Below are 25622 nucleotides of genomic sequence, written 5' to 3'. Positions count from 1 at the left end.
TGGTGACTTGTGTAGTAACGTTCCCACGTGCGCGACGACGACACGAGGACTTCCGCTCTCCTTCCCTGGCCGCTGACATGCGACATCCGGGGTGGCACCTCCACGCCCGTGCGGACGGCGCCGGGTCTGAGGGAGGTCGGAGACCCGACGCTGCCGAGCGAGGGGTATCGACTCGAGGTGCGGCAGGGCACAGCGACGGCATACGCGTCGGGCCCGCGCGGGTTCCGCCACGCGTGGGTCACCCTCGATCAGCTCGTCACCATCCACGGCGGCATGGTGCCGGATGCGGTCATCGACGACGCGCCGGTGCTCTCCCGGCGCGGGATCATCGAGGGCTTCTACGGCGCACCGTGGTCACACGAGGAGCGGCTCGCCGCGCTGCGGCTCGCCGGAAGACTCAAGCTGAATTCCTATGTGTACGCACCGAAGGACGACCCGTTTCACCGCGAGCGGTGGCGTGAGCCGTACCCGGCCGAGGAGCTGAGCCGGCTCGTCGAGCTCGCCACGCACGGCGCCGCGCACGGCGTCGACGTCGTGGTGGCACTGCACCCCGCGGGCTCGATGGTCTTCTCCGACGACGCCGAGCAGGAGCGGCTGATCACGAAGGCGACCCAACTGCTCGATGCCGGCGTGCCATCGGTCGCGCTGCTGTTCGACGACGTGCCGCCGACGCCGACCAACGATGCCGACCGGCAGCGGTTCGGTGATTCCGGAACCGGGCTCGGCGATGCGCACGCTCTCACGATCCGCCGGTTCCGGGATGCGCTCGCCGAGCGACTGGCGGGCGGCGACCTGCTCGTGGTGCCGATGGACTACGCCGGGACCGGCACCTCGGAGTACCGTGAGGCGTTCGCCGCCGGACTTCCCGATGATGTCCTGGTGTGGTGGACCGGTCACGACATCGTCGTCGGTGAGGTGACCCGTGCGCACATCGATGCCGCCGCCCAGGTGTTCGGCGACCGACTGCTGCTGTGGGACAACTTCCCGGTGAATGATTTCGACCGCGGCCGCGCCTTTCTCGGTCCGCTTCTCGGCCGCACCGCCGATGTCGCAGGATCTGCACTGCACGGCGCGTGGTCGAACCCGATGGTCGAGTACGCCGCCGGCGGCTTCGGCATCGCAGCGTTCGCCGACTGGGCGTGGAATCCGGCGGCATACGAGCCGCAGCGCGCCGCCCGCGCCGCACTGCGGATCGTGGCTGGGCGCCAGGCCGACCGGCTCGGTCCGCTCGTGCGGACCCTGTCATCATGGCCGCCGTCGGCGCCGATGGATGCCGAGCTGGATGACGCGGCAGCATCCGCGCTCGCCGGGGTGGGCGACCGACTGCGCTCCCGCCTGACGGAATGGGCGGAACTCGCCGAGGTGAGCCTCGACGAGCAGCCGGCACGTTCGTTGGCGCCGTGGATCCGAGCGGCGATCGACATGGCCACGGCCGGCCTCGCCGCGCTGGATGTGCTCGACGGCCGGCGCGGTGCGACCGTCGCGGAAGCGGCGCTGGCCGCAGCCGAGGCACATGAGGCGAAGGTCGGCACCGACGTGGTTCCCGACTTCGTGCGCGCGGTCATCGACCGGCACGGCTGACGACCATTGCGTGCTCAGGCGCTCAGGGGTGTCCTGCGCGCGAGCATGCCGCGCTCCGCCCGCGTCTGCGGAGGGATCGCTGACAGCAGGGAACGCGTGTAGGGGTGGGACGGGTGCCGGTACACCTCCTCGGTCGCGCCGATCTCCACCATGTTCCCGAGGTACATCACGGCGACCCGGTCCGCGATGTGGCGGACGAGTGAGAGGTCGTGCGCGATGAAGACGATGGACATGCCCAGCCGTTCGCGCAGCTCGCAGAGCAGATCGATGATCTGCGCACGGATCGACACATCCAGTGCCGACACGGGTTCGTCGCATACCAGCACATCGGGATTGAGGGCGAGCGCCCTCGCGATACCGATGCGCTGCCGCTGTCCGCCGGAGAACTGATGCGGGAAGCGAGACCCCATCTCGGGTGTGAGGCCGACAAGATCGAGCAGTTCCGCGACGCGTTCGCGACGGCGGGAGGGCGTTCCCGTCCTCGTGGCGGCGAGCGGCTCCGCGATGATCTGCTGCACCGTCATCCGCGGATTGAGTGACATGTACGGATCCTGGAACACCATCTGCACCCCGCGTCGCAGGATCCTCCGATCGCGGAGTCGGCCCCGCGTCACCTCCTGATCGCGGTAGCGCAGGCTCCCGGCATCCGGGCGATCCAGTCCCACCAACATTCGGGCGAGGGTCGACTTCCCGCTCCCCGACTCTCCGACGATCGCGAGGATCTCACCGGCACGCAGCTGCAGGTCCACGCCTGCCACGGCGGCGACGCGGTGCGCGCGACGCCCGCTCCCGGAACGGAAGGTGCGCTCGAGGCCGCGGGCGTCGAGGATCGGCGCCGAGCCGTCGTCGTCCGCGGCGGCGCTGACATCTCGCGGCATCGAGTTCAGCAGCTGCCGGGTGTACGGGTGCTGCGGGGCGGTCAGCACCTCATCGGCGCTGCCCGCCTCGACGACACGACCCGTGCGCATGATGGCGACCCGATCGGCGACCTCCATCACCACGCCGAGGTCATGCGTGATGAGCAGGATCCCCATGCCCAGACGATCGCGAAGCGACAGCAGTAGATCGAGGATCTGGGCCTGCACGGTGACGTCGAGTGCGGTCGTCGGCTCATCCGCGATGATCAGGTCCGGTTCGAGGGCGATCGCCATTGCGATCAGGATCCGTTGCCGCTGACCACCGGAGAACTGGTGCGGATAGTCGTACACGCGCTTGTCCGGTGTGGGGATGCCGACCAGCGTCAGGAGTTCGACGGCACGCGCCTCGGCAACCTGCCTGCCGACGCGACGGTGGGCACGGATGAGGTCGACGATCTGGTCGCCGATGCTGAGCACGGGATTCAGTGCCGAGAGCGCGTCCTGCAGCACAAGGCTCACCGTGACGCCACGCAGGCGCCGTCGCTGCTCGGCGTCGAGGGAGAGCAGATCCGTCCCGCTCAGGGTCATGCGCTCTGCCTCGACGTCTCCGTCGTCGAGGAGCCCCATGATCGCGCGCGCCGTCATGGATTTGCCCGACCCGGACTCACCGAGCAGGGCGAACACCTCTCCGCGGCGGACGGCGAGATCGACGCCGTCGACGACGCGCGTGCGGCGGCCGTTGCCGGACAGCGTGACGGTCAGGCCCTGCACCTTGAGGACCGCATGCTCGGGACCGATGGGCGAAGAGGCGGGAGAGTTCTCCATGGATGCCATCATGCCAACAGTATGCCTCTGAAATGTTTCGAACAGGAAACATCTCGGCCGAAAATCTTCAAAACAGTTGACATCTGCGCCGAAATAACCGAGATTCGAGGAAATCTCCCGTTCGTCGAGCGAGAGACGCAACCGCATCCGAGAACCGAAGGAGCGCATCCGTGCTCGAAGAAGCAGACCGCTACACCGGCTACACCGCTTACGACTACCTCGAAGCCGGCAAGGACTACCGCGAGTTCCGTTACGCCAAGCAGATCGGCCGAGTCCCCGCTTACACCGGGCTCGACCTCAGCGACACGCAGAAAGAACGTGCCGAGCGCCTGCTGCGCGAGGAAACGGTGATCTCGTTGCACGAGCACGTGCAGGTCTTCCCCGAGGACATGGGCGAGCTTCGCGACCACATCCGTCAGGGCCGCGAACCCACGGGCTACCAGGGTCTCGCCCGGTCGGGCTTGACCGCCGTGTTCGACAACGGCATGGACGGGACCTGCTGCATCTCCAGCGATGCCGGCTGGAAGTACCAGGACGTGCTGTTCGACCTCGGCGTGCGGATGGCCGACCTCGCGCACCAGGACTTCGTGATCAAGGCCGAATCGATCAAGGACATCCGCTATGCGGCCGAGACAGGCCGCGTCGCCCACATCTTCGCCCTTGAGGCCTCGACCATGATCGAGAACGAGGTCGACCGCCTGGACGTGCTCTACGGGTTCGGCGTACGACAGATGGGCATCGCGTATTCGGAGGCCAACATGCTGGGCGGCGGGCTGAAGGAGCGCGGTGACGGCGGACTCACCTACTTCGGCGAGCGTGCTGTCGAGCGAATGAACAAGCTCGGCATCGCGATCGACATCTCGCACTCCGGTGACCAGACCTGCCTCGACGTGATCGCGCACTCGCAGAAGCCGGTGTTCATCACTCACGCGGGAGCGCGGGGGCTCTGGCCGACCAACCGGATGAAGACTGACGAGACGATCATCGAATGCGCCAAGCGCGGTGGCGTGATCGGCATCGAGGCCGCACCGCACACGACCATCTCGCCTCAGCATCCGAAGCACTCGCTGGAGTCGGTCATGGATCACTTCCAGTACTGCGTCGACCTGGTGGGGCTGGAGCACGTGAGCTTCGGTCCTGACACCCTGTTCGGCGACCACGTCGGACTGCATGACGCCTTCTCATCGAACCTCTCGCTGGGCCAGGCGCATGCCAATGTCGAGTACGAGAAGCAGCCGTACGTCGACGGCATCGAGAACCCGGCGGAGGCCTTCTACAACATCATCGGCTGGCTCGTGAAGCACGACTATTCCGACGACGAGATTCGCGCCGTCGTCGGTGGCAACACCATGCGCGTACTCGAGGAGGTTTGGGTCTGATGAAACACAGCAAGTTCCTCGCCCTCGGCGCGGCTGCGGCTCTCGCCGTCGGCCTCGCCGGGTGCGCACCTTCCGCGCCGGAGCCGGGTGAGTCGTCCGGCGGTGGCGGTGCGAGCGACGAGACGCTCAGCATCGGCACCACGACCGACGTCGTCAACTTCAATCCGGTGCTCGGAAATAGTCGGACGGACTCGTGGATCACGAACCTGATGTACCCGCACCTGCTGAGCATCAGCGACGACGGCACCAAGGAAGCTCACGTCGCGACCGATTGGGGCTACGTCGACGACACCACTGGGTTCTACGAGATCCGAGAAGACCTCACCTGGAGCGACGGGGAACCCCTCACCGCGGAGGACGTCGCTTGGACGCTCAATGCGGTCAAGCGCGACCAGGCGCCTGGCACGTTCTTCGGCCAGCTCGGCAACCTCGAGACGGCCACCGCCGTGTCCGACACGCGGGTCGAGCTCGCTCTCACCCAGCCGGATTCGTCGATCGTCGAGGAGATCGGCTTCTGGGGCGTCGTCGTCCCGAAGCACGTGTTCGATCCGAAGGGGTCGATCGCTGAGTTCGCGAACGACGGCAGCGACGGCGGCTGGGTGGGAATGGGACCGTTCATCCTCAGCGACTTCCAGGTCGGTCAGCATTACACGCTCGAACGCGTCGAGGACTATCCGCTCGTGGATGGCGGCGTCCCTGGCCCAGCCGAGGTCGTGTACCGCGTGTACCCCGACGTGAACACCGAGATCCTGGCCCTTCAGAGCGGCGAGATCGACGTCATCGCGAACGCCCTGCCGCCGGCGCAGGTCGAACAGCTGAGCAACACCGACGGGCTGCAGGTCATCGAGGCGGCGGGCCTCGGATACGCGCATCTCGTGTACAACATGGAGCGGCCGGAACTCGCCGACGTACGCGTGCGCAAGGCTCTGGCCCACGCCGTGGATTACGAGGCGATCCGCACCGTCGTCCTGCAGGGGCAGGCGGTGTCCACCGGATCCAGTGCGCTGATGCCCGTGCTCGCGAAATACCATGACGACTCCGTCAAGGAGTACGAGTTCGACCCGGACACCTCACGCTCACTCATGGAGGACGCCGGATACACGGCCGGTGCCGACGGGAACTTCCCAGTCTCCTTCCGGATGATCTACTCGCTGCAGGACAGCGTGACCAGCCAGTGGGCGCAGATGGTGAAGGACAGCGCGGCAGAGGCCGGAATCACGATCGAGCTGCAGGGCACCGAGCGCAACACCTACCTGTCGATGACCAACGAGGGCGACTACGACATCTATGCGGGCAACTTCGCCATCATGGACGACCCGGTGACGAACTTCGCCCTGTCCTACCTTCCCGGTGGCGCGATCAACTACACCCACGTCGACGACCCGGAGCTGAACGCCTTGATCGAAGAGGGCATGGTCACCTTCGACGAGGACGAGAAGATCTCGATCATGCGCGAGGCCAACAAGATCGTGCATGAGCAGGTGTACGACAACATCATGTACACGCAGAACCTTTTCTTCGCAGCCAGCGACGAATGGGACGGCTTCATCTCGAAGCCGAGCGAGCTCCTCTCGATCGTGAACCCGCTCTCGATCGCGAGCGCTCACCCGGTCGAATAAGAATCACTGCACTCTCGAGGAAGGTCGCCCGGGTGTCCCGAGCATCGTTCATTCTCCGTCAAGCAGGCCGAGGACTGCTCACGATCTGGTTCGCCGTGACCGTGACCTTCCTGCTCTTGCGTCTGCTTCCCGGTGACCCGGCACTCGCGCTGGCGAGTCCGAACATGACCGACGACATCCGGGCGACCATCCTCGAGCAGTATGGGCTGGATCAGCCGCTGCTGATCCAGTACGGCCTGTACATGTGGCAACTGGTGCAGGGAAACCTGGGCATCTCGTTCACGCAGTCGATCCCCGTGCTCGACGTTCTCCTGCAGCGGCTGCCGTGGACCCTGCTTCTGACGATCACCGCCCTGGTCCTCACCATCCTCATCGGCATCCCCCTCGGCGTCGTCGCCGCTGCCCGCAAGGGCCGCTTCATCGATCGGGCGGTGCAGGTCGTCGGAGTGACGGGACAGTCCCTCTTCGTCCCGAGTGTCGCGATCCTCCTCCTGTTCGTCTTCGGCCTGAACCTCGGCTGGTTCCCGATCGGCGGCGCGTACACCAACAACACCTACGGATTCGAGTGGTACCTGAGCGTCGCCCAGCACCTCGTCCTGCCCGCCGTCTCGCTGATGCTGATCCAGGTCGGCTCCTATGTGCTGACGATGCGTTCCACCCTCATCGAGACGCTCGGCGAGGACTACATCCTGCTGGCGAAAGCGAACGGACTCCGCGGACGCCGCATCCTGTGGAAGCATGCGTTGCGAAACGCCCTGCTGCCGACGACGACGCTCATCGGTCTACAACTCGGCTTCCTCGTGGGCGGCGCTGTGCTCACCGAGACCGTGTTCGCGTACCCGGGGATCGGTCGCGGCATCTATGAGGCGGTCACGCAACTCGACTTTCCCGTGCTGCAGGGCGCGTTCCTCATGCTCGCCGTGACTGTGGTGGTCGCGAACACAGTGACCGACATCATCTACGGCTACCTGGACCCGAGAGTGAAGACCTCATGACCGCGCCGCTTCCTTCATCCGTCCCCCTGGTGCCGACCGAGCCGGCAGCGTCGGGGAGCGAGCGCGCGAGCGCCCACACCTGGCGCGCCTTCCGCCGTGATCCCCTCGGCATGATCTCCCTCAATCTGCTGGTTCTGCTAGTGATCATCGCGCTCGCGGCGCCGGTCATCGCACCGTATCCCGCGAGCTACGGTCCCGATGTCCTTCGTCCACCGGGCGGTGCGCACTGGTTCGGCACCGACGCGCTCGGTCGTGACGTCTTCGCCGAGGTGATCTGGGGCACGCAGCAGAGCGTCCTCGTCGCCGTGGCCGCTTCCGTGATCGCGATCGTGTTCGGCACGATCATCGCCGTGATCGGCGCGTACTTCCGCCGGCTCGACAGTGTGATCAGCGTGATCGTCGACATGACTCTCTCGCTGCCCGTGCTGCCGCTGATGATCCTGATCGCGGCTCTCGTCGGACCCAGCACCTCGACGATCATCCTCGTTGTCGCCGCATTCTCCTGGCCCGAGGTCACCCGCCTCGTCCGGTCGCAGGCGCTCACGGTCGTGGGACTGCCGTACGTCGATGCCTCCCGGCTCATGACGACGTCTCCGCTGTGGATCATCACGCGCCACGTCCTGCCTGCCGTGACGCCGGTCGTCGTGGTGTCCGTCGTCGTCACGGCATCGCGTGCGGTGCTGTCGGCGGCCGGACTCGCCTTCCTCGGACTGGGTGACCCGACCACCTGGTCGTGGGGTCGCATCCTCTACGAAGCGCAGCAGGCCGGCGCCATGGTGAGCGCGTGGTGGCTGACGCTGTTCCCCTCCGTCGCGATCTTGATCCTCGTGCTCTCCGCCACGCTCCTGTCGATCGCATACAACGACGCGCGCAACCCCCGCCATCTTGCCCGCTAGGAGACCGACATGACCGTTTTCGACCAGCGACTGGCTCCCGAGTTCTTCGACGACGTGCAGCGCCGGGTGCGCGAGCGCCTGGCCGAGGAAGGATTGGACGCCTTCCTCACCGACCACCCGGAGGACATCGCGTACCTCACCGGGTTCTTCCATCACCCCTCCGAACGTCCGGTCGCGGTCTGGCTCGAAACGAGCGGACGCGTGGTGATGATGCTTCCGGAGCTCGAACGCGAGTACGCGCAGTCGCAGTCGTCCCGCGCCGAGTTGGTGGCCTTCTTCGAGTACCCGGGTGTCGTCGCCCCGTTCGAGGTCCTCGCTGCCGCAGTGTCGCCGCGGGGGCGCGTCGGCTTCGCCTCGACCATGCCGTACGCGCGTCTCGCCGCCGCCAGGGCGGCGATGGGCAACGCCCAACTTGTCGCTTCCGACCTGCTTGCGCGGACGCGATACGTCAAGTTTCCCGAGGAGATCGCGCTCCATCGCGAGGCTGCTCGCATCACCGACCGGATGCTGGCGGCCGGCGTCGCACTCGTCACCGACTCGGTCGCTGCGGGCGGAGAGCTGCCGACCGAGGCCGAGCTCGAGCGCCATGTCACAGCGGCGGGAACCGCTCTGATGTATGCGGAGCACCAGAACGTGGTCGTCGCATCGCTGCTGGCGGGCGGGCTCGTGTACTCGGGCGCGAACTCGGCATTCCCGCACGGCCTGCCCTCGGTCAATCGCCTGAAGGCGGGGGACACTTTCATGCTGTCGCTCGGATGCGCGGTCGGCGGGCGTTTCATCGAGGGAGAGCGCACCTTCGTGCTCGGCGAGCCGACCGTCGAGCAGCGCCGGTACCACGACGCGATCCATGCCGCGCAGAAGGTCGGTCGCGAGACCATCCGGCCGGGGCTCGAATGCCGGGACGCCAACCGCCTCTGTCTCGACGTGATCCGCGAGGCGGGGCTCGGCGAGTACATCCGGCACCGCCAAGGGCACGGGATCGGACTCGGAATGCACGAGGCTCCCTGGTTGGAAGACGGCGACGCGACAGTGATCGAGGCGGGGATGGTGGTCTCCAACGAACCGGGGATCTACGTCCCTGGTCATGCCGGATACCGCATCAGCGACAGCATGCTCGTCACCGAGCACGGAGCAGAAGCGCTGACCACTTTCCCCCGCGGTCTTGACGACTGCACCATCCCGCTCTGACGCCCCGGCGCCCCTCAGACCACCCCTGATCCCGAGAAGAGGACGATATGACATCCACCCCGCCGGTCTCCCCGGAGTTCGCCGCCGCGACAAGCGACCATGAGTGGGTCGAGATCAACGGCAACCATCTGGCGGTCGAGGTGCTCGGTCCCGACGACGCCCCGGTCATCATCACCCACCACGGTGCTCCGGGCCTCGGCTCCCGAGCCGAACCGCGGGCGAGCTTCGGCCGGCTCGCGGACGAGTATCGCGTGGTCGTCTTCGATGCGCGCGGGAGCGGGCAGAGCGAGGGAAACGGTACGTACAGCCACGAGCAGTGGGCGGCGGACATCGACGGGCTGCGGGAATGGGTCGGCGCCGAGAGGATCGTGATGGCCGGCGGGTCCTACGGCGGATTCATGGCGATGGAGTATGCCCTGCGGTATCCGGATAGGGTCGCCGCGATGGTGCTTAGAGACACGTCCGCCGACAACTCCAACGCGCATCTGGCGCGAGAGAACGCGTTGGCCTCGGATCGCGTGCGCATCGACATGGAGAAATTCGACCGCATCGACCTCGGTCAGGTCCGCGACGACGAGGATCTGAAGGACTGCTGGCGCGAAATCCTGCCGCTGTACGACTTCGTCTACGACCCAGAAGCGGTGGAGCGGAAGGTCGAGGCCACCCCCTACCGCTACCGCGCCCACAACTACGCGTTCTCGGTGAACCTGCCGGGTTACGATCTGAAACCACGCCTGTCCGAGATCGCGGTGCCGACACTCATCACCGTGGGGCGGGCCGACTGGATCACGCCAGTATCGTGTAGCCAGGTGATCGCGGATCTCATCCCCGACTCGGAGATGGTGGTGTTCGAGAAGTCGGGGCATTCCCCGCAGATCGAGGAGGCGGAGGCGTGGACCAGGACCGTGCGCGGGTTCCTGCACCGGGTGTACCCGCCGACTCGATGAGCAGCATCGGAATCGCGAGGGAAGTGACCGACCTCGATCGTCGCATCGTGGTCGCGCTGCAGCAGGATGGGCGGGCGAGCTGGACCTCCATCGCCGAGTTCGCCGGCGCCTCCGTCTCCACCGTCACCCGGCGCGGCCAGCAGCTGCTGGCCGAGGGCGTCGTGCGCGTCGGGATCGTTCCGACACTGGGCAGCGAGGGGCACGTGGAGACGTTCTTCGTGCGGATCAACTGCACCCCCGGCTCGCAGCTGGGGGTCGCCCAGGAGCTGATCGGTTCTCCGTACGTGCGGTTCGTGACGCTCGTGACCGGGAAGTTCGATGTGTTCGCAGAGGTGGTGATCCCAGGTGATTCCGCGACGTACGCGCACGTGCTCACCGACCTCCAGGCGATCCCCGGAGTCGAGCGCTGGCGGAGCGACCTCGTCGTGCACACGTACAAGGTGAGCTTCGACTGGGGTCGTCAGCTGTACGACGCTCATGCCGAGGCGACGAGCGACCCGAAGTCCTACATGCCGGCGCCGAACACCTGCGACCCCAGTCACTTCGACGACGCCGACCGGGCGATCATCGAGGAACTGCGGCATAACGGTCGGGCGTCGTTCCTGTCGATCGGCACGAAACTCGGCATGAACGAGAGCAGCGTGCGACGTCGGTACGAGCGCATGCGCAGCGCCGGCTGCCTCACCACGGTGACGATGGTGCCGGCGTCCGCTCTCGGGATGAGTGCGGAGACGCTGCTGATCCTCCGGGTCGAACCCTCGAGGATCTCATCTGTCGCGCAGACGCTGGCGCAGCACGTCTCCGTGAGGTTCCTCGCGGCTGCACTCGAGGAGAATTCGCTGTACTGCGAGATCATTCTCCCGAGCACGGAGACCCTCCACGACTTCCTGACGGGGACGATCGCGCACCTGAAGGGCGTGCGGGGCTGGAACGCGTCGATGGAGCTGGTGTTCATGAAGCGGGGTTTCATCGAGACACCGTGGTGGCGAGCTCAAGTCGCCTCGGCAGGCGAGGGCGGCACTCGGAGCGTGAGACAGCTCGGCTGACGCCACCCCGGTACGGGGCAGGTCAGCGAAGACCATACCCGCGTAGCATTGACCCCTTTCGAGGCCGCTGCGAGCGTTACAGCCATGATGTCGAGCACACTTTCCCGCCCCGTCCGCACAGACCTCGGTCTGTTCGCGATCGCGACCGCCGTCCTGACGGGTGCGCCGTTCCTGATCCTTCTGCTCACCGGATGGGACGTTCGCAGCGGGCCAGGGCTGTGGGTCTTCGGGGTGGGGACGTCGGGTCCTTCCCTGGCCGCCCTGATCGTCTTCCTCGTCTGGTCTCGTCGCCGGCGACGTGTCCCACGGCGGCGCGTCGCCGCCCCTTGGTTGTGGTTGCCCGCGGCGCTCGTCCTCGGCATCCTGCCCACCGTGATCGCGAACCTGCTCATCGATCCGGCCAGCATCACCGCCGCCGCCATCCACGCTCCCGAGGTGCTGGCCAGCTTCGGCGGCGGGCTGCTGTTCGTCGTGCTGTTCCTCATCGCCGGGCCCATCGCCGAGGAGTTCGGGTGGCGGGGGTTCGTGCAGCCGAGACTGCGGTTGCACTGGACTCCGATTCGCACGGCCGTGGTGCTCGGGTCGGTGTGGGCGCTGTGGCACATCCCGCTGTACTTCCTGCCGGGCACCGGTCAGTACCAGACCGGACTGTTCACCCTCGGCGGGCTCACGTTCGTGCTCTCCTGCGTGCCCATGTCGCTCGTGTACCTGTTCGTGTCCGAGCGGCTCGGCGGCCAGGTGTGGGCGGCGATCCTGATCCACTTCGCCGCCAACGCGATCGGTGCGTTCTTCCCGTCCGAGGATCCGGCGGTTCTCATCACGCAGCTGGTGGTCGCCGTGGCCCTGGCCGGACTCGTGCTGCTCGCCTGGGGGCCGGGCCGAGGTGCTGCGCACCCCGCGGAGGCCGGCTCCGGCGACGGTCCGGATGTCAGTCGGGGAGTGGGTTCACGCCAGGCAGCAACGGCCGCATGAACGTGCGCTCATAGCGCAGGACACAGCCGCTGGAATCGCGGATGCGGTCGGCAGCGATGAACTCCGGGTCGACGCCGAACCGCTGTCGGTAGGTCTCGTAGTCGGCGAGCGACGGGAAGGAGAACAGCGCGAGCGCCTGATCACTCGCGCCCTCCGACGGCAGGAAGTACCCATGGTGGGTGCCGCCGTGCCGGTCGACGAGGGCCATCCACGCCCGGGCGAACTCCTCGAAGGCATCGATCCGGCTCGGATCGATCGTGTAGGTCACGACGCAGGTGATCATTCCGGCACCCTACCGGGCCGTTCGTCGGGCTGGACGTGTCGGTACGACGGCTGTCGAGCGAGCCGGACCCAGCGGTAGGTGCCGGCCCCCGGCAGCAGTCGGCGGACGGCGTCGAAGCGCAGGTGCGCGTCGTCCTGCTCCGCCGCGGTGCGAAGGCTGGCCTCGGCGAACGGATGCCAAGTCCCGGTGGGACCCGCGAAGACGAACTGCACCCGCCACGGCGTCGTGCGCAGGGAACGGGCGAGGCCGGGAAGATCGGCGGGGCGCCGCGCACCCCTCTCGCCGCGAGCGCCGAGCAGCACCGGTCCACGGGAGGAACGGTACGGCAGCAGCGTGCCGAAGAACCCGCGGGTGGCCGCGACGCGCGGCATGAGGATGAAGCGCCCCGGCACCCCGGAGCCCGTCGACGCGAACTCGACGTCTGCCCATCCCTCCGCCGTCGGGACGCGGATGGCGAGGCCGATGACGTCCGGCGACCACCCCGGAAGCCCGACGGAACGGGAGACGCGCGCCGTCACGGGAACGGGGGCCTCCGGAACCTCATCGATCCAGCGGATGCCGGACGCGGCATCCGAACCCGTCCACTCCAGCGAGCCCTCGAGGAGGATTCCACGCGGATGGATCGGACGGGGCCGACGGACGACCGCGATCGCGGCGAACACGGCTCGCAGCAGCACGCCGGCGATGGCCGCCGCACCGTCGACGAAGCGTCGGATCATGCCGTGCTCCTGCCTCAGTGGAAGGGGCACCGGGACGCTCCGCCCGCTGCTCGCACACGCCCGCCGGATCGCGGCATGGTGGGAAGCCGTCGACGATTCACCTCGAGGCCGGCATGGGTGACGGTCACGCGCGGGTCGCTCATGGCGGCGATGCCGGCGGCAAGACCGGCGATCGCCAGCTTCTCGCCGGGGCAGCGGTGCCCGGTGGCGACGTCGGCACCGCCGTGGGGGATGAAGACCTCGATGGCCTCATAGTCGTCGACGCCGACGAAGCGTTCGGGGTCGAATGACTGCGGATGCCGCCAGGAACGAGCATCCGTATCGGTGCCGAGGATGTCGAGCACGAGACGCCCGCCCGCGGGCAGTCGCTCGCCGTCGAGTTCGATGTCGGAGATCGCCCAGCCGGGGAGCATCGGCACGAACGGAGAGGTGCGCCGGACCTCCTGAGCGAAGGCGGTCGCCAGAGGACCGCTGACGAGGGTGCCGCGTGCGGCGGTCTCCGCCGCGATCCGCTCCCGCCACTCCGGGTGCTCGTGCAGCTGCTTCGCCGCGAAGGCCACGAACCGCGCCACGGCGATCATGGGGCGCATGCTGTTCTGCAGTTCGATCCCGGCCAGCCGCGGTGGCAGCAGCGCACCGTCGGGGTCGCGGTGCCACGCCCACTCGTGAAGCGCCGTGCCTTCGACGGCTTCGAGGTCGCCCGCGCGCACCGCCTCGACGAGGCGCTCGGCATGCCGGTCCGACCACGCGCGGTTCATCGCGGCGAGCACGAACTCCGGCGAGTAGGGCACGCCGAATCCGTCGACGATCTGCGCGAGCCGGGCCGCCCAGCGTGTCTTCGCCGCAGCGGTGCCGGGAAGCCCGGCCCACCGCATGATCGCGCGCCCGAGTGCGCCGACCCCCGCCTCATACGCGGTACGCGCGCTCGTGCCATCCGCCCATTCGTCGAGTTCGGCCTGCCATTCGCGCTCGAGGTGGGGGGTGAGGCGCTCGACCTGCGCGTCCTCGTACGCCACATCGACGAACGTCGCCTTGCGGTGACGGTGATCGTCGCCGTCGAGGCTGTGCACCGAGCCGTGACCGAACAGCGTCTCCTGCACGATCGCCGGCATCGCCCCGTGACGTCTGACCCGGTTCTCGTCGTAGAACAGCGCGACCCCTTCGGCGCCGCGGACGAGGAGAGCATCGCGGCCGAGCAACCGCATCGGAACCGCTCGTGCTCCCTGCTGCGCACGTCGCCAGATGTGCGCACCGAAGTCGTAGCCGCGAGTGAGGATCGCGATCGAGTCATCGCGCAGGAGGGCCGTCATCCCGGTCGGTCGTGTCTGCATACCGACACGCTGTCAGCCCACGCGCGGCGCCTCCAGGGGGAAGCGCTGTGGCCTCGAATGTGCTAGTCGCGAAGGCCGGCGATGAATCCGTCGACACCGGATGCCGGCGACGTCAGCACCCGCGCGTCGTCACCGGCGCCCGTCGCCATGGAGGCCTGGGCGAGGACGATCACGTCGACGTCTCCCGCGCTGCGGACGGCTTGTGCCACGAGGGCGTCGTGACGGTCGAGGTCGCCGGCGGTGCGGGCGGCCGCGGCACCCGCCACGACGGTCGAGGTGACGTCCACCCCTTCCTGCCCCGCGGCACTTTCGACCAGACGGGCCGTCGGGCCGAGGGTCGCCTCGAGCGTTGCCAGCACCAGGATGCGGCCGCTCCCCGCCCTGGCGCGAGCCACAGCTTCGGCGGCCATCGGAGCATCGACCCGAGAGAGCCGAACCCCCACCACGGATGCCGCCTCGACCGCCGCCTCGCCGATCGACGAGCAGGTCACGAGCACCGCCTCGGCACCGGCGTTACGGAACGCCCGCAGGTGTCCGCGCAGCAGCGCTCGCACGGCATCCGTCACGCCGTTCGCGATCACGCTCGACAGCAGTGAGGCATCCGCCGTGTGCACGACGTCGAGGTCGTCGCGACGCTGCAGCAGCAGCTCCTGGAACACCGGAACCAGTGCCGGTACGGTGTGCAGCACTCCCACCCGCACGGTCACGCCGACACTCCGGCGGCGCTCGCGGAGCCACTCCAGTCCCGCCAGGGCCGTGCGTGCCGGTCGACCACCTCGGCGAGCGCCTCGAGGCGCCCGACCGACCGCGATCGCAGCTCTGCCCGGACGTCGTCGGTGCCGACGACGTCGCTCCAGAGGGCCCGGCCGGCGAGGAAACCGCTCGCGCCCTCCTGGCACGCCGCACGCACCGCGTCGGCGAAGTGTTCCCGCTCCACTCCCTGCGAGAGCACCACCCAGGGTCCCGTCATACAGGAGTTCAGCGCCGCGCTCGCCTCGCGCTGCTCGGACTCCGTGCCGGATCCGGCCATCGGCACCTGCGCCTTGTAGAGGTCGGGCCCGAGCGCCGAGAGCTCCCGTGCCGCCTCGCGGATCGCGGCATCCGCGTCGAAATCCGCCTCGCCGGGGGCCGCCTTCACCACCGGCTCCAGCACCGAGAGCACGCCCTTCTCGCGCGCCACGGCGATGAACCGCTCGGCGAGCGCCACTCGCGCGTCGCGCCGCTCATCGCGTCGCCAGATGAGCAGCAGCTTCAGCGCTTCGACGCCGTCGGGAATGGCATCGACCGCCGCCTCGTCGAGCGAGGTGTCTTCGACGGGGCCGCCGTCTGCCTGATCGAGCGCATCGACGGCGAGGATCACCCCCGTGCCCGCCGGCACCGCTGCGCGCACCGCGTCGAAGCCGAACTGACGATCCGCCAGGAAGCCGGACGCGTACGGCCCGAGCACCTCGGCGACGGCGACCTTGAAGTCGATGAGCACATCGTCGGCCGGGCGTCCGCGACCGGCGAGGTCGAACATGTGCCGCAGGCTCTCCCGCTGATCCATGGCGACCATGGCGAAGGCTCCGGAGGGGCGTGCGATGGCGTCGAGCGTTGTCATTGTTCTCCTTCAGCTGAGACGGCCGCGAGGAACCGCCGATGGATGTCTTCGAATCCCGCATCGCCTGCAGGCGTCACCGCGGCGCGCGGGAGGACTATGTCGGCGGGTATCACTTCCGCGCGCACGCCGGCGAGCAGGGCGGCCCCTGCGGCGACCGGTTCGGAGATCGAGCACAGGGAGGCCGAGACGCCGGATGCGGCGATCAGCGGCGCCCATGAGGGGATGCGCTCGGCGAGCGAGCCGAGCACGGTCAGGTGCGTCGACGGTGCGCCCGCGAGGGTGTCGGCGCTCTCGCGCATCCACCGGGCGTGCGCGACGAGGGACTGCAGCACGGCGCGGGCGCGCGTGTCTGCGTCATCGGCCGTCCCGTTCAGGTGAACGCGCGCTCCGGCGTCGGGGCGCGGACACTGCCGACCCGCGGGGTAGGGGAGCACCACGAGAGGACTGGAGATCCAGCGATCGGCCGGCATCGCCGCGAGACGCTCGATCGCGCGGTCACCGGGATGTTCGGCCTCCCACCACGAGAGCATCGCGCCGCAAGCGCGACTGCCTCCCAGGATCGTCCGCGCCGATCCGTCGACGGTCCGCCCCACCGAGAAGCCGTCTGCCACGGCACGCGCGACATCGACGGTGCCGGTGATGCGCACGATCGCCTCGGCGGTGCCGAGCGAGTCGGCGGCATCTCCCGGATGCCGGGCACCCACGGCCCAGGCCCCGACGGCGTGATCGTGGCCGGCGACGAACACCGGGATGCCGGCATCCATCCCGAACGCGCCGGCGCGGGTGGTGCCCACCGGCTCTCCCGGTGCGCGCAGCGGCGGGAGCACGGCTAGGTCGATCCCGAGGGAGCGGGCGAGGTCCGCATCCCACGATGCACCGTCGCGGCCGGCGAGCATCGTGCGGGCGGCGAGAGTGTGGTCGGTGGCGCGCTCGCCGGTGAGGGCGTGGGCGACGAGGTCGGCGACGCCGGCCCAGTGCCGCATGCCGGCGAACGCCCCGGGGTTCTCGGCCCGCAGCGCCGTGAGCGCGACGGCCGCGGGTTTGGTCGTCGCCGGGACTCCCGTGGATGCCGGCAGCGACGGGTGTGCGTCGAGGAGTGCGTCGAGGTGCGCCGGATCGACGGGGCGGTCCCAGCGCAGCAGGTCGGTCAGGGGCGCGCCGTCGGCCCCCAGCGCTGCACCGCTCTCCGCCATCGAGGCGATGCCGATGGCGGCGATCGGCTCGACCGCGTCGGCGGTGCTTTCGCGCACGAGAGCGGCGACCGTGTCGAGCAGCGCCGGCACGTCTGCGGGCGTGGGTCGCCGTGCGACGCGGAGGACGGACACGGCGTCGCGCACGGCGACGAGGGCGGCCTTCGTCGTCGTGCTGCCGATGTCGACACCGAGCATCAGGGTCACCTGCACAGTTTGTGACATTTTGAACACAAATTGCAAACATGTCCGATAATCAACAGAGACGGAAGGACGCCGATGCGATACACGAACGCGCCGGAGCGCCGCGCGCACCTGGAGCGGCAGATCTCCAATGACGGCTATCTGTCATCCGCCGACGCTGCCCGGCTTCTCGGTGTCTCGGAGATGACGGTGCGCCGCGATCTCCGGATGCTCGAGGAGCAGGGCCTGGCCCGCCGCGTCGCCGGAGGTGCCACGGTGCCGAGCGCCGGGGTGCCGTTCGAGGGGCGCGACGCCATCGGCTCGAGGCAGAAGCGGGCCATCGCCCAGCTCGCCGCGGAGGAGGCGGGGGGGGCGGACACCGTCGCCCTGGACGCCGGAACCACCGTCGCCGCTCTCGTGCCGCTGCTCTCGGCGCGGACGGTGGTGACGCACTCGCTTCCGGTGATCGAGGCCGTGACGCGGACGGGGTCGCCGGGGCTCATCGCCGCGGGCGGCCACTATCAGCCCGACACCCGCAGCTTCGCCGGCCCCCTCACCGAGGAGACGCTGCGCGGGATGCGGTTCGACATGGCCTTCCTCTCGGCCACCGCCGTCGGCGGTGACGGTCTCTGGGGCACCAACGCACTCGACGCCGCGATCAAGCGGATCATCGCGCGGCAGTCGTCACGGGTGGTGCTGCTCGCCGGTGCGGAGAAACTCCGGCTGACCGCTCCGGTGCGCATCGCCGCACTCGACATCATCGACATCCTCATCACCGACCGTCGTGCGGATCGGGGCGTCCTGGTGCCCTTCGAGGACGCCGGCGTCGAGGTCAGGATCGCGCGATGACGATCGAGCTCGGTGTCATCGCCGACGACATCACGGGCGCGTGCGATGTCGCCGCCGGTGTGAGTGCAGCGGGTCTGGATGTCGAGGTGCGCCTCGGTGCGCCGAGAACCGGCGAGCAGCTCGTTGCCTCCTGCGTGATCGTGGCGCTCAAGTCGCGCACGGCCCCGGTCGCGGATGCCGTCGTGGAGAGCGTCGCCGCCGCCAGGGCGTTGCGCGATGCCGGCGCTCGGCGGCTGTATCAGAAGTACTGTTCGACGTTCGACTCGACGGATGCCGGCAACATCGGCCCGGTCGCCGACGCGCTGCTCGATCAGCTCGCGTCGGCGACGATCTCGGTCGGCACACCGGCGACACCCGCGGTGGGGCGCACGATGCACCGCGGACATCTGTTCGTGGGTGACCGGCTGCTGTCGGAGTCATCGCTCGCGATGCACCCGCTGACCCCGATGCGCGACCCCGACCTGGTACGCGTGCTCGCGCGGCAGACGCCGCGAGGCGTCGGATCCGTGCCGATCGAGGTCGTCCACGCCGGCGCCGCAGCCATCCGCTCGCGCGTCAGTGAACTGCGCGCGACGCACGTGCGTCATGTGCTGCTGGATGCGATCGAGGACGCGGATCTGGATGCCGCAGCGACGGCGCTCTTGGACGAGGACGATGTGCTGCTCGGCGGCGCCGCGGGTCTCTCCGTCGCCCTTGCGCGCCGGCTGGCCGGTGGTCGCGAGCATGTCGTCGCGCCGCCGCCGTCCGGGCGAGGACTCGTTCTCTCGGGCAGCGGGTCCGAGCGGACCAGGGCGCAGGTGGCCGCCCACCGCGGCCCGGTGCGCACGATCCGCGTCGACGAGCTGGCGGGCGACTTCGAGGGCGTGATCGCCAGCGCGCTCGGATTCATCGAGACCGAGGCGGGCCGAGGCATCCCGCTCATCACCGCCACCGCGGAGCCCGCAGAGGTGGCCAGGGCACAGGAGCGATGGGGCCGCGCCCGTGCGGCCGCCCTCGTGGAAGAGGCGCTCGCGCGGATCGCGATGGAGGCGGTGCGCGGTCATGGCGTCCGTCGGATCCTCGTCGCCGGGGGCGAGACGTCAGGTGCGGTGACAGCAGCGCTCGGCATGAGCGCGCTGCGGGTGCGGCGGGTGGTGGCACCGGGTGTCGCGTGGATGACGGCGACCGACGAGGCGGGGCGCGACCTCGACCTCTGCCTGAAGTCCGGGAACTTCGGCGGAGAAGCACTGTTCGGCGAGGCCTGGGAGGAGACCCCATGACAGCGCAGCGGCTGGTCGACGCGTGCCACGCGCTCGCCGCGGCAGGGCTCTCACCCGGCAGCTCGGGCAACGCCAGCGCTCGTGAAGGCGACCGCATCCTGATCACGCCGACCGGCACCGCGCTTCGTCGGGTCGCGGTCGACGACATCACCGAGCTCACCCTCGACGGCGCGCTCGTCGCCGGCCCGCCACCGACGAAGGAGTGGGCGATGCACCTCGCCGCGTATCGAGCGAGGCCCGACGCCGGAGCGGTGATCCATCTCCACTCGCCCGCAGCGACCGCCGTCTCGTGCCTGCCGCATGCCCCCGGCGCGGATCCGCTGCCTGCCTACACGCCCTACCGCATCCGGATGCTCGGCCGGGTGGGCCTCGTCGGTTATGCGCCGCCCGGCTCCGACGGGCTGGCTGAAGGGGTGGGCACGGCGGCCGCGACGTCGGCGTGCCTGCTGCTCGCGCACCACGGAAGCCTCGTCTGCGGTCCCGATCTGACGCGCGCGGTCGATCTCGCCGAAGAACTCGAGGCTGCCGCAGCGCTCACCCTGGCGCTGGACGGCCGGGGAGCACGCGAGCTGGACCGCGACACCGCCTGGGGGTGATGCCGCGGGCTCACACGGCGAGTACGGCTCCGGCCTGTCGCAGGCGGTCCTGCAGCAGTGCGGTGTCGACCTCCTGGACGCCGATGCCGCCGCGTGCGGCGATGGCGGCTGCCGTTCCCGCGGCCTGGCCGAGCATCTGGTACTGCGGCTCCATCCGGATCGACGAGAAGGCGACGTGCGACGCCGAGACGCACACCGACGCGATCAGATTCACGCAGCGCTCCCGCGGTGGCACCAGGGCGCTGTAACCGATGCCGTAGACGGGAACCGGAACCGAAAGGTATCCCTCGGTCACCACCATCGCGACCGGCTCGGGGTGTTCGTACACCCATCGCCACGTGCGCTGCACCTCGCGGATGTCGAGGTGGTACGAGCCGAGCGCGATGACATCGTGCGGCATCCGGCCTTGGCGCAGATCGTGCTCGGTGAGCACGGTGTCGGAGCACATCCGCCGGGCCTCGCGCACGTACAGCTGATGCGGCAGATGCCCGGTGTCGGCGAACTCATCCGAGGGAAGCCCCCACGCCTGCATCCCGCGGCGCACGCTCGCCGGGACTCCCGGGTCGTTCGCGAGGAACCACAGCAGATCCTCGGCGTGGTGCAGGTGGTGCAGCCGAAGCTCTTCGCGGCGGTCGGCGTCGGCGGTGGGGTATTCCCACGCGGCACCGTCGAGCACGCTCAGCGAGAAGGGCCCGAGCGAGTTGCCGTCGGCCTTGCCGCCGGGAAGGTTGGGCTCCAGGCCGATGTACCGTCCCGCCGGGTGCACCTCGCGCCGGCGCTCGGCATCGGCGAAGATCCGCCTGCCCAGCTCCCAGTGCGCATCGTCGTATCCCTCGCGGCGGCGAAACGGGATGCGATCCGGCGCTTGAGAGAGGCAGACGCGATACCCGTACGACATCACTCCGCCGTCGCCCGCGCCCACCTCGGCGAGCGGCTCGTTCCGGATCTGCGGCAGCAGCGCCCCCTCGCGACGCCCGCTCTCGTCGTCGCGGAAGGGCGAGATCCAGGGCGGGGTGGCATGGAATCCCGGGGCAGGCTCCTGCCTGCCGGCGAACCGCTCGCCGTAGAGCGCTCGGTCCTCGCGTCCCACCGCGCAGGGGATGCCGGCGGCTGCGAGCAGATCCCCCTCATAGCTCGCGTCGATGAACACCTCGGCCGTCACCGTGCCGCCGTCGGCGAGCCCGACGGCATGAAGCCGGTCGCCGCGCATCTCCACCCGCTGCAGTGCAGCGTCGAGAATCACGGTGATGCCCGCCTCGTCGAGCCACCGGGTCAGGATCTCCTCGGCCACGTGCGGTTCCGGCCCGGCGAAATGGCCGACCGCGACGCCATAGTGCTCCGCCACGGCAACCCGGAACTCCGCCGCCATGCCACCGAGGGCGCGCACGTCGCCGATGTCGGTGTAGCCGAGCCCGCCGCTGGTCATCCCGCCGATGTGACGTCCTGGCTCGATCACCACGACGCGGGCTCCGGCACGCGCGGCCGACACAGCGGCGCACACGCCGGATGCCGTGGCCGCATACACCGCGACATCGGCATCGATCACGATCTGACCCCCTCGACAAGCACAGTCGACAGCTTGTACGCAAGCCCCGCGCCGGAGCGGTCGGGCGTGCCTACGATCTCGACACAGGACTGTGCGAACTGTTGCGTCAGACGGAGTCCGCACCGTATAGTCACGAGCATGTGGTAACGATGCCACACTTCGACAGGAGTTGCGCGATGAGAAACACGAACCGCCTGACCCCGCACCGGACGGGGGCGTCGAGATGAGCCTCGCCTCCCGGCCGGAGACTCATTCGCAGACAGTGCCGGACGACCCAGGCAGGCGCCGCCGCCGCAAGGACCGAGCGCCGAAGGTGAAGGTCAGCTACAACAAGCGCGAAGCGATCGCCGGGTACCTGTTCATCTCGCCCTGGATCATCGGGTTCCTCGTCTTCACCGCCGGCGCGATGGTCTACAGCCTCTACATCTCGTTCAGCAACTACAACCTCGCCACCAACACCGCGCGCCCGGTGGGCATCGACAACTATGCGGCCCTCTTCGACGATCCGCGTGTCGGAGTCTCGCTGGCCAACACGCTCTATTACGTCGTCATGGCCGTGCCGCTCGAGATCGCCTTCGCGCTCATCCTCGCCATGCTGCTCAACCGCGTCGGCCGCGGCGCCGGATTCTTCCGGGTGCTGTACTACCTGCCGAAGATGACACCCGCGGTCGCCACGGCCGCGGTGTTCTTCCTGCTTCTCAACGGCAACTCGGGTGCGATCAACCAGTTCCTGCGCATCTTCGGCATCGCGGGGCCGCAGTGGCTCGTCGATCCGGCATGGGTGAAGCCGAGCATCGTGATCATGACGCTGTGGACGGTCGCGGGAACCATGGTGATCTTCCTCGCCGCGCTCAAGAACGTCCCCGTCGAGCTCTATGAGGTCGCGTCCCTCGATGGTGCCGGAGCCGTGCGCAAGTTCTTCTCGATCACGCTCCCGATGATCTCGGGTGCCATGTTCTTCAACGTCATCGTGCTCTCGATCGCGGCTTTCCAGATCTTCGATCAGGCCTATCTGCTGTTCTGGCGAGATCAGAGCAACTCGTCGCCAGAGGCGTCACTGTTCTATGCCATCTATCTGTTCCAGCAGGCGTTCCGTCAGTTCAACTTCGGCTTCGCGGCGGCGATGGCCTGGCTGTTGTTCGTCATCATCATGATCATCACCGTCATCCAGGTGAAGTTCGGCAACCGCTTCGTGTACTACGAGGGAGACCGCTGATGTCATCGTCACTCCGGCAGGTCCCCCCGCCCGCCCTCGCAGAGCGCGATCTCGAGACGAGGAACGTCACCGTGCCGCAGCGGTCGCGCTGGCGCCGCAGCATCAGCCAGCCCAAGAGCTTCGCCACGCGCGTGATCCTCGGGGTGATCCTCGTCGGGTTCGGTCTGCTGTTCCTCTACCCCTTCGCGTGGCTGCTGGCGGCGAGCTTCAAGCCGCGCGGCGAGGTGTTCGACAACGCCCTGATCCCGAAGACCTTCGTTCCCGAGAACTACGTCGAGGTGTGGGAACAGCTGCCGCTCACGAGCTGGATGTGGAACAGCATCGCGATCGCGCTCCTCGCCGCCGGGGCCGTGGCGATCTCGAGCTCGATCGTGGCCTTCGGCTTCGCGTACTTCAAATTCCCCGGACGCGGCATCCTCTTCGGCCTGGTGCTCGCGACCATGATGCTCCCCGGTGCCGTCACCATGATCCCGATCTACCTGATCTGGAAGGAGACGGGATTGCTGGGCACCTGGGTGCCGCTGTGGGGCATGAACCTCTTCGGCTCCGCGTTCTACATCTTCCTGCAGCGCCAGTTCTTCCTCGGTCTTCCGCGGGAGTTGTTCGAGGCCGCGCGGCTCGACGGCGCCAGCTACTGGGGATTGTTCTGGCGGATCGCCATGCCGCTGTCGGTGCCGTCGTTCATCATCGTGTTCCTGTTCGAGTTCCAGGCGAGCTGGAACAACCTGCAGGCAGCACTCATCTATCTGAACGCCGGATCGGTCGATGACTTCACCGCGCCGCTCGGCATCGCCTACGCCATGACGAAGTACAGCCCCACCGCGGGTGGTCACGGCGACTATCAATACGTCATGGTCGCGTCGCTCATCGTGACCCTGCCCATGCTCATCCTGTTCGCCTTCGGTCAGCGGTACTTCATCGAGGGCGTCGCCACGCAGGGACGAAAAGGATGAGCCGGCCGGGCGCAGGCCCGGTCGACAGCTCGCACACCAAGGAAGCAATCACAACGAAAGGGAATGAGATGCGCAAGCGCATTCTGGGAATCGCCGCGATGGCCGCGGCATCCGCCATCGTGCTCGCCGGATGCGGCGGAGGCGGAGGCGAAGACCCCGCCGCCGACGTCGATTTCGGTTCGGAGCCCACCGGCACCCTCAAGGCATGGGGCTTCGAGAACGCCGACGACGTCGGCACCTCTCGGATGGACCACGCCGCCGAGCAGCTGAGCGACGTCGAGGTCGATCTCGACGCCACGGCCTTCGACGCGCAGAAGTTCACCACGCGAGTCGCCAGTGGCAATGTGCCCGACGTCGTGCAGATGGACCGGCGCTACGTCACCACCTACGCCGCACAGAACCTCATCATGCCGCTTGACGCCTGCTTCGAGGCGCAGGACGTCTCACCGCGCGACCACTGGTACCCGTTCGTGGTCGATGACGTCACCTATGACGACGAGATCTGGGCGGTGCCGCAGTTCTACCAGCCGCCGGCGATCCTGGTGAACAAGAAGGTGCTCGCCGAGGCGGGCGTCACCGTGGAGGAGATCGACACGTCTCAGCCCGACGTGCTCCTGGGAGCGATCGAGAAGATGTACCAGGAGTCCGGCGGAGTGCCGTCGCGACTCGGCTTCGATCCGGTCGCCACCGGCCAGAGCGGCCTGTGGATCCTCGGGATGGGCGGCCAGCTCAACGATGAAGAGGGAGCTCCGACTCTGGACGACCCGAGCAACATCGCGGGCGTCGAGATGCTGAAGCAGATCACGGACGCACAGGGCGGCTTCGCATCGGTGAAGAGCTTCACCGACTCGTTCGACACGTTCGGCGACAACAACCAGTTCGTCGCGAACCAGGTCGGCGCTCAGGTGAACGCCCAGTGGTACCCGAACGTGCTGTCGCCCTACATGGATCAGATCGACATCGAGGCGGTGCCGTTCCGCAACTCCGAGGGCGAGCCGTTCTCGGTCGCCTCGGGCACGGCGTTCGTCATCCCCGTGGGTGCGGAGAACCCGGCAGCAGCCTGCGCGTGGATGATCAACCTCACCTCGGACGATGCGTGGAACGCGGCCGGTGAAGCCCGCGGCGAGACGCGCGCTGCCGAGGGCGGTATCAACACCGGCCTGTTCACCGGATCGCCGTCGGCCGACCAGGCGATCCGTGAGGAGTGGGTCACCGAGAGTGGCAACGCCGGCTTCGACCAGGTCATCTCCACGTATTACGACGTGGTCGAGTACGGGCAGTCGTTCGGGTCGTCTCCGGCGGGTCAGGAGATCCAGAACGAGCTGAACAACGCCGTCACCGCGGCGCTCCTGGGCGACAAGACGCCGGAAGAGGCACTCGCCGACGCGCAGAGCGCGGCGATGCGGGCGTACGAGAACGCCACGGCAGGCTGAGCAGCGGCCGGCTGAATCAGAAGGGGCGGGGCGGCTGCGGCCGGCCCGCCCCTTCTGCTGCGCGCGAGTTTCGGACGCGGTGTCGAAATCGCGAGATCCGTTCGTGGAGGTGGTGAGAGGCGTCGAGACACGGCGCGGATCCATCGACGAAGGGGAGCC

23 protein-coding genes are annotated in these 25622 nt (G+C 68.4%); 15 read left to right on the top strand and 8 right to left on the bottom strand.

Annotation, left to right across the window (positions count from 1 at the left end; genetic code table 11):
- The first annotated feature begins 27 nt into the window (after positions 1-27).
- Positions 28-1581: a beta-N-acetylglucosaminidase domain-containing protein gene (locus RIN18_RS12095; protein WP_309104229.1), complete on the top strand. Its 1554-nt coding sequence runs from the start codon at positions 28-30 to the stop codon at positions 1579-1581.
- A 14-nt stretch (positions 1582-1595) separates the two neighbouring features.
- Here the strand turns inward: RIN18_RS12095 and RIN18_RS12090 are convergent, their stop codons facing one another.
- Entirely contained in the window at positions 1596-3263 is a 1668-nt protein-coding gene (locus RIN18_RS12090) for an ABC transporter ATP-binding protein (RefSeq protein WP_309104228.1), read from the bottom strand.
- A gap of 170 nt (positions 3264-3433) precedes the next feature.
- Here RIN18_RS12090 and RIN18_RS12085 point away from each other — a divergent pair, with 170 nt between their 5' ends.
- From RIN18_RS12085 to RIN18_RS12050, 8 genes are all read left to right on the top strand, one after another.
- Complete coding sequence (locus RIN18_RS12085; RefSeq protein WP_309104227.1) at positions 3434-4642, top strand: membrane dipeptidase; 1209 nt, start codon at positions 3434-3436, stop codon at positions 4640-4642.
- A complete protein-coding gene (locus tag RIN18_RS12080; RefSeq protein WP_309104226.1) occupies positions 4642-6261 on the top strand; it encodes an ABC transporter substrate-binding protein in 1620 nt (539 codons plus the stop codon). The genes RIN18_RS12085 and RIN18_RS12080 overlap by 1 nt, the downstream gene beginning before the upstream one ends.
- Before the next feature lie 32 nt (positions 6262-6293).
- Complete coding sequence (locus tag RIN18_RS12075) at positions 6294-7256, top strand: ABC transporter permease (protein WP_309104225.1); 963 nt, start codon at positions 6294-6296, stop codon at positions 7254-7256.
- Complete coding sequence (locus RIN18_RS12070; RefSeq protein WP_309104224.1) at positions 7253-8152, top strand: ABC transporter permease; 900 nt, start codon at positions 7253-7255, stop codon at positions 8150-8152. The genes RIN18_RS12075 and RIN18_RS12070 overlap by 4 nt, the downstream gene beginning before the upstream one ends.
- 9 nt (positions 8153-8161) lie before the next feature.
- Positions 8162-9340 carry a Xaa-Pro peptidase family protein gene (locus RIN18_RS12065; RefSeq protein ID WP_309104223.1) on the top strand — a complete coding sequence of 393 codons (1179 nt, stop codon included), beginning with the start codon at positions 8162-8164 and terminating at the stop codon, positions 9338-9340.
- A 47-nt stretch (positions 9341-9387) separates the two neighbouring features.
- Positions 9388-10287, top strand: coding sequence for an alpha/beta hydrolase (locus RIN18_RS12060; RefSeq protein ID WP_309104222.1), 900 nt, complete (start codon positions 9388-9390; stop codon positions 10285-10287).
- Entirely contained in the window at positions 10284-11333 is a 1050-nt protein-coding gene (locus RIN18_RS12055; protein ID WP_309104221.1) for an AsnC family transcriptional regulator, read from the top strand. Before RIN18_RS12060 ends, RIN18_RS12055 begins: the two co-directional genes overlap by 4 nt.
- An 84-nt stretch (positions 11334-11417) precedes the next feature.
- Complete coding sequence (locus tag RIN18_RS12050) at positions 11418-12305, top strand: type II CAAX endopeptidase family protein (RefSeq protein WP_309104220.1); 888 nt, start codon at positions 11418-11420, stop codon at positions 12303-12305.
- On the opposite strand, the gene RIN18_RS12045 is transcribed toward RIN18_RS12050, so the two are convergent.
- From RIN18_RS12045 to RIN18_RS12020, 6 genes are all read right to left on the bottom strand, one after another.
- Positions 12262-12588: an NIPSNAP family protein gene (locus RIN18_RS12045; protein WP_309104219.1), complete on the bottom strand. Its 327-nt coding sequence runs from the start codon at positions 12586-12588 to the stop codon at positions 12262-12264. The genes RIN18_RS12050 and RIN18_RS12045 overlap by 44 nt on opposite strands.
- Entirely contained in the window at positions 12585-13307 is a 723-nt protein-coding gene (locus tag RIN18_RS12040; RefSeq protein WP_309104218.1) for a hypothetical protein, read from the bottom strand. Before RIN18_RS12040 ends, RIN18_RS12045 begins: the two co-directional genes overlap by 4 nt.
- A 14-nt stretch (positions 13308-13321) precedes the next feature.
- Positions 13322-14638, bottom strand: a complete 1317-nt coding sequence (locus tag RIN18_RS12035) for a cytochrome P450 (protein ID WP_309104217.1) — start codon at positions 14636-14638, stop codon at positions 13322-13324.
- Between the two features lie 62 nt (positions 14639-14700).
- Positions 14701-15345, bottom strand: coding sequence for a hypothetical protein (locus RIN18_RS12030; RefSeq protein WP_309104216.1), 645 nt, complete (start codon positions 15343-15345; stop codon positions 14701-14703).
- The gene (locus tag RIN18_RS12025) at positions 15342-16238 is read right to left on the bottom strand and encodes a hypothetical protein (protein WP_309104215.1); all 897 of its coding nucleotides are present in this window, start codon (positions 16236-16238) and stop codon (positions 15342-15344) included. The genes RIN18_RS12030 and RIN18_RS12025 overlap by 4 nt, the downstream gene beginning before the upstream one ends.
- Entirely contained in the window at positions 16235-17626 is a 1392-nt protein-coding gene (locus tag RIN18_RS12020) for an FGGY family carbohydrate kinase (RefSeq protein ID WP_309104251.1), read from the bottom strand. The genes RIN18_RS12025 and RIN18_RS12020 overlap by 4 nt, the downstream gene beginning before the upstream one ends.
- Before the next feature lie 81 nt (positions 17627-17707).
- On the opposite strand from RIN18_RS12020, the gene RIN18_RS12015 reads away from it, so the two are divergent.
- From RIN18_RS12015 to RIN18_RS12005, 3 genes are read left to right on the top strand one after another with little or no spacing between them, the layout of a single operon-like run.
- A complete protein-coding gene (locus RIN18_RS12015) occupies positions 17708-18460 on the top strand; it encodes a DeoR/GlpR family DNA-binding transcription regulator (RefSeq protein ID WP_309104214.1) in 753 nt (250 codons plus the stop codon).
- Positions 18457-19719: a 3-oxo-tetronate kinase gene (gene otnK, locus RIN18_RS12010; RefSeq protein WP_309104213.1), complete on the top strand. Its 1263-nt coding sequence runs from the start codon at positions 18457-18459 to the stop codon at positions 19717-19719. The genes RIN18_RS12015 and otnK overlap by 4 nt, the downstream gene beginning before the upstream one ends.
- Positions 19716-20315 carry a class II aldolase/adducin family protein gene (locus RIN18_RS12005; protein WP_309104212.1) on the top strand — a complete coding sequence of 200 codons (600 nt, stop codon included), beginning with the start codon at positions 19716-19718 and terminating at the stop codon, positions 20313-20315. The genes otnK and RIN18_RS12005 overlap by 4 nt, the downstream gene beginning before the upstream one ends.
- A gap of 10 nt (positions 20316-20325) precedes the next feature.
- Here RIN18_RS12005 and RIN18_RS12000 read toward each other — a convergent pair whose 3' ends face one another.
- The gene (locus RIN18_RS12000; protein ID WP_309104211.1) at positions 20326-21861 is read right to left on the bottom strand and encodes an FAD-dependent oxidoreductase; all 1536 of its coding nucleotides are present in this window, start codon (positions 21859-21861) and stop codon (positions 20326-20328) included.
- Positions 21862-22084: 223 nt separating this feature from the next.
- Here RIN18_RS12000 and RIN18_RS11995 point away from each other — a divergent pair, with 223 nt between their 5' ends.
- The 3 genes from RIN18_RS11995 (at position 22085) to RIN18_RS11985 (ending at position 25463) form a co-directional block, all read left to right on the top strand.
- Positions 22085-23077: a sugar ABC transporter permease gene (locus tag RIN18_RS11995; RefSeq protein ID WP_309104210.1), complete on the top strand. Its 993-nt coding sequence runs from the start codon at positions 22085-22087 to the stop codon at positions 23075-23077.
- The gene (locus RIN18_RS11990) at positions 23077-24030 is read left to right on the top strand and encodes a carbohydrate ABC transporter permease (protein ID WP_309104209.1); all 954 of its coding nucleotides are present in this window, start codon (positions 23077-23079) and stop codon (positions 24028-24030) included. The genes RIN18_RS11995 and RIN18_RS11990 overlap by 1 nt, the downstream gene beginning before the upstream one ends.
- 68 nt (positions 24031-24098) lie before the next feature.
- Positions 24099-25463: an extracellular solute-binding protein gene (locus tag RIN18_RS11985; RefSeq protein ID WP_309104208.1), complete on the top strand. Its 1365-nt coding sequence runs from the start codon at positions 24099-24101 to the stop codon at positions 25461-25463.
- Positions 25464-25622: the final 159 nt, after the last annotated feature.

Source organism: Microbacterium sp. (genome assembly GCF_031179285.1).
Classification (GTDB): domain Bacteria; phylum Actinomycetota; class Actinomycetes; order Actinomycetales; family Microbacteriaceae; genus Microbacterium.
The sequence above is the reverse complement of the archived record's forward strand: the minus strand, read 5'-3'. Positions and strand labels throughout refer to the sequence as shown.